A 4,990-nucleotide genomic window follows, 5' to 3' on the forward strand; every position below is an offset into this window, starting at 1 on the left:
CCATCATTTTAGGATCAGCTGGTCTGATCGCCGTCTATTCCCCTGCTTCGCCCATGACCTCTCCCCGCCGCGCCGACCTGTTTTCTTTTCTTGCCTCACGCTCAGGCGCCAGGTTCCAGGCGCATCTGGCTGCCTTGCTGTTCGGCCTGAGCGGCATTTTCGGCGCCCTCATTCATGCGGATGCCGTCACCATTACGTTCGGGCGCGCCTTATTCGCCTGCGCCGCCCTGGCCGGGTTTTCCTGCTGGCGCGCCAACACGCGGCGCCAGCGCCTGCCTGCCCGTCAATACGCCTGGCTGCTGGGCAGCGGCGCGCTGCTGGCCCTGCACTGGATCACGTTCTTTATTTCCGTCAAAACCGGCGGCGTCGCCATGGCCACCCTGGGCTTCGCCAGCTTCCCGGCCTTTACCGCCTTGCTCGACCGCGCGCTTTTCCGCGAACGCATCGGCCAGGCCGAACGCCTGTTGCTGGCGCTAGTGAGCCTGGGCCTGATACTGGTGACACCCTCTTTCCAGAGCGTGGATCAGGGCACCATCGGCCTGCTCTGGGGCGTGGTTTCCGGCTTTTCCTTTGCCTTGCTGGCCGCCTTCAACCGCCGTGCCGTCCGCGGCCTGCCCGCCATCCAAGTGGCTTTCTGGCAAAACGCGGCTGTCACGCTGCTGCTGGCGCCATTCTCCGCGCTGCCTCTGCTGACGCTAGGCGGCGCGGACTGGCTCACCCTGGCTTTGCTGGGCGTGCTCTGCACCGGCTTGGCGCATGGCCTGTTCGTCGCCAGCTTGAGCCGCCTCAGCGCCCGCAGCAGCGGCATGATTATTGCGCTGGAACCGGTCTATGCCATTGCCGGCGCCTGGTGGTGCTTCGGCCAGCAGCCGTCGGCGCGCATGCTGGCTGGCGCCGCCCTGATCCTCTGCGCCATCTTGCTGGCCGCCGGCCATCAGGCCGCCGAGCCGCCGCCAGCCTAGCGCTAACGGCAGCACCGGCACCAGCACCGGCGCCTCAACGGCGCTTGGACCCCATCAAGGAACCCAGAATACCGCGCACCAGGGAATTTCCCATGGACCGCGCGGTGCTTTTAACAACACTTTGCACCACGCCATCGCGTTTGCCGCCGCGCGGGCCGGTCGAGCCGAACAGCAAATCATTGACGGCCTTGAGCATGGGGTTGTCCGCCTCATCCTCCTGCGGCGCAGGGGCAGCAGTTGCCGTCTTGCCGGCCTCCGCGGCCGCCGGCGCGCCAGCGACCGAGGCCACGGCGCGGGCGGCCAGAATTTCATAGGCCGACTCGCGATCGACCAGCTGGCCGTAGCGTAAATCCATCTGCGACGCCAGCCGCAAGGATTGCCGCTGCGCCAGCGGAATCGGGCCGATCTGCGAACCCGGCGCGCCTATCCAGGCGCGCTGGGTCACGCCAGGGCGCCCCTGCTCGTCCAGCAGCGACACCAGCGCTTCGCCCACGGCCAGCTCGGTAATAGCTGCTGTGATGTTCAGGCCGGGATTCGGGCGCATGGTCTCCGCCGCCGTGCGCACAGCCTTCTGGTCGCGCGGCGTGAACGCGCGCAATGCGTGCTGAACCCGATTACCCAGCTGCCCCAGCACGGTTTCGGGAATATCACTCGGGTTTTGCGTCACGAAATACACGCCGACGCCCTTGGAACGGATCAGGCGCACGACCTGCTCGATTTTTTCCAGCAAAGCGGCCGGCGCATCGTTGAACAGCAAATGCGCTTCATCGAAAAAGAACACCAGGCGCGGCTTGTCGAGATCCCCGACTTCCGGCAAGCGCTCGAACATCTCCGCCAGCAGCCACAGCAGGAAAACGGAATACAGGCGAGGCGACTGCATCAGTTTGTCCGCCGCCAGGATATTGACGATACCGCGTCCCTGCGCATCCGTGCGCATCAGGTCAGCGATATCGAGCATGGGCTCACCGAAGAACTGTTCCGCGCCCTGGCTTTCCAGTGTCAGCAAAGCCCGCTGGATGGCGCCAACCGACGCGCTGGACACATTGCCATAGCGTGTGCGCAACTCTGCCGCCCGGTCCGCCACGTTTTGCAGCATGGCGCGCAAGTCCTTCATATCGAGCAGCAGCAGGCCTTCATCGTCCGCCACCCGGAATACCAGGGACAACACCCCTTCCTGGGTCGCATTGAGGTTCAGCATGCGCGCCAGCAGCATCGGCCCCATATCGGAGATCGTGGCGCGTACCGGATGGCCTTGCTCGCCGAATACATCCCAGAGTTCGACCGGGCATGCGCCCCATTGCGGCTGCGGCAAGCCCAGCTTTTCCAGCCGCGCCAACAGTTTGGGCGAAGGCTCCGCGCCTTGCGCCAGACCGGTCAGGTCACCCTTGACGTCAGCCATGAACACGGGCGTGCCCAGGCGTGAAAACGCTTCAGCCAACACCTGAAGTGTCACGGTTTTTCCGGTGCCCGTGGCCCCGGTGATGCAGCCGTGACGGTTGGCGAGTGCGGGCAGCAAGCGGACTTCCGTCTCGGCATTGCGTGCAACAAGAATCGGATCGGCGCTCATGGCATTTTCCCTGGAAGAAAACAAAGCTCAGTGTAGGGCTTTCCTGCAAGCACTGTTGCCCTCTTTCCCCTCTTTAACATCAGATGATCCTATTTTTCATGACAGGCCAACAGAGGCAGCAACAGGTTTTCGGTGACCCAGGCCCAGGGACGCTGCTATGATTCGCCGGTTTTTCATCCACTGCGCCGCCACCGGCCCGCGCCGCAACTGCGGCATGGCTGCGATGGCACCGCCTGCCTTCCCGTGACCACAAGCAGCCAATCTGCCCCTTCCCAAGTTTCGTCCCCGCCCGAGGGCGGCCTCAAACGCGAACTCAAAGCCCGACACCTGTCCATGATCGCCATCGGCGGCTCGATCGGCACAGGCCTGTTCGTGGCCTCGGGCGCCACGATCTCCCAGGCCGGCCCTGGCGGCGCCCTGCTGTCCTATATGCTGATCGGGCTGATGGTCTATTTCCTCATGACCAGCCTGGGCGAACTGGCGGCCTGCATGCCGGTGTCCGGCTCATTCGCCACCTACGGCGCGCGCTATGTCGATGACGGTTTCGGCTTCGCGCTGGGCTGGAACTATTGGTACAACTGGGCTGTCACGATTGCGGTGGACCTGGTTGCCGCGCAGCTGGTGATGGCCTATTGGTTCCCGGATATCCCCGGCGTTCTCTGGAGCGCGCTATTTCTCTGCCTGCTGTTCGCGCTCAACTATCAATCCGTGCGTGGCTTCGCCGAAACCGAATACTGGTTTGCCGCCATCAAGGTTGTCACGGTGCTGTGTTTCATTGGCGCCGGTTTTCTGATGGTGCTGGGCATTCTCAAGGGCGGCGAGCACAGCGGCCTGGCCAACTGGACCATCGGTGACGCGCCATTCGCGGGCGGCGTGGCAACCATGATAGGCGTGGCCATGGTGGTGGGTTTCTCGTTCCAGGGCACGGAACTGATCGGTATCGCCGCCGGCGAATCGGAAGATCCGGCGCGCAACATTCCGCGCGCCGTGCGCAAAGTTTTCTGGCGCATCCTGCTGTTCTATGTCCTGGCCATTTTCGTCATCAGCCTGCTGATTCCCTATACCGACCCGCAATTGCTGCGCAACGATGTGTCGGACATCAGCGTCAGCCCCTTCACGCTGGTCTTTGAAAAAGCCGGTCTGCTGTCAGCGGCGGCGGTGATGAATGCCGTCATCCTGACGTCCGTGCTGTCGGCAGGCAACTCGGGCATGTACGCCTCCACCCGGATGCTTTACAACCTGGCGCTGGAGGGCAAGGCACCGCGTATTTTCGCCCGCCTGTCCGCCAATGGCGTGCCGCGCTATGCCCTGCTGGCGACCGCGCTGATCGCCGCGCTTTGCTTCCTGGCCTCGATTTTCAGCCCCAGCGCGATCTACATCTGGCTGCTCAATGCCTCCGGCATGACTGGCTTTATCGCCTGGCTGGGCATTGCCATCAGCCAGTACCGTTTCCGCCGCGGCTATATGCACCAGGGGCGCGACCTCAGCCTTTTGCCTTAGCGCGCCGGCCGGTTCCCGTTCGGGCCCATCTTCGCTTTCGTGCTCTGCCTCATCATCACGCTGGGGCAAAACTATGAAGCCTTCCTCAACGACCAGATCGACTGGCTGGGCGTCGTCGCCACCTATATCGGCCTGCCGCTCTTCCTGCTGATCTGGCTGGGCTACCGGCTGGTCAAGGGCGGCCGCTTCGTGCGCCTGGACGAAATGACCTTCCCGGATTCGCTGTCCGGCCCTGCCCCGCGCAAGCCGGAATAAACGCGGCCGCAGCGGCGGCAAGCGGCGGCAAAAGGGGAATGTCCGGCGCATTCCCCTGCGGGCAGCAGCCGGATTTGCCCCCTGAAGCCCCAAGCAAGCTAAAATCGCCGTTCTTTCCGTTTTTTTCCTTTATTTAGAGCACTATGGCCGGACACAGCAAGTGGGCTAACATCCAGCACCGCAAAGGGCGCCAGGACGCCAAGCGCGGCAAGATCTGGACCAAGATCATCCGTGAAATCACTGTCGCCGCACGCGCCGGCGGCCCTGACCCGGCCACCAATCCCCGCTTGCGTCTGGCCTGGGACAAAGCCACCGACGTCAATATGCCCAAGGACAATATCCAGCGCGCTATCACGCGCGGGGCCGGCGGCGGTGATGGTGCCAACTACGAGGAAATCCGCTACGAGGGCTACGGCATTGGCGGCGCCGCCGTGATTGTCGATGCCATGACGGACAACCGCACCCGCACCGTGGCCGAAGTCCGCCACGCCTTTGCCAAGAACGGCGGCAACCTGGGCCAGGAAGGCTCGGTGGCCTTCATGTTCAAGCACTGCGGCCAGTTCATTTTTGCCCCGGGCACGTCGGAAGAGCAAGTCATGGAAGTGGCGCTGGAAGCCGGTGCCGAAGACATCCAGACCGACGATGAAGGCGTGATCGAAGTCATCACCGCGCCGGGCGACTACGCTGCCGTGCGCGATGCGCTGCT

Annotated in this window: 3 protein-coding genes and 1 pseudogene; 3 read left to right on the forward strand and 1 reads right to left on the reverse strand. The window is 63.7% G+C overall.

The genetic code is table 11. The annotated features are described in order from the left end of the window. Positions 1-53: 53 nt before the first annotated feature. Positions 54-962, forward strand: coding sequence for a DMT family transporter (locus ACTJGZ_RS15715; protein WP_441663836.1), 909 nt, complete (start codon positions 54-56; stop codon positions 960-962). Positions 963-996: 34 nt separating this feature from the next. On the opposite strand, the gene ACTJGZ_RS15720 is transcribed toward ACTJGZ_RS15715, so the two are convergent. Then, entirely contained in the window at positions 997-2,529 is a 1,533-nt protein-coding gene (locus tag ACTJGZ_RS15720; RefSeq protein ID WP_441663834.1) for a helicase HerA-like C-terminal domain-containing protein, read from the reverse strand. A 243-nt stretch (positions 2,530-2,772) separates the two neighbouring features. Here ACTJGZ_RS15720 and ACTJGZ_RS15725 point away from each other — a divergent pair. Beyond that, positions 2,773-4,284 (forward strand): annotated as a pseudogene (locus ACTJGZ_RS15725) (amino acid permease). A 143-nt stretch (positions 4,285-4,427) separates the two neighbouring features. Further along, a partial coding sequence (locus tag ACTJGZ_RS15730; RefSeq protein WP_441663835.1) for a YebC/PmpR family DNA-binding transcriptional regulator occupies positions 4,428-4,990 on the forward strand: 563 nt, incomplete at its 3' end.

Origin of the sequence: Kerstersia sp. (genome assembly GCF_052103615.1) — a bacterium.
In the GTDB taxonomy this organism is placed as follows: domain Bacteria; phylum Pseudomonadota; class Gammaproteobacteria; order Burkholderiales; family Burkholderiaceae_B; genus Kerstersia.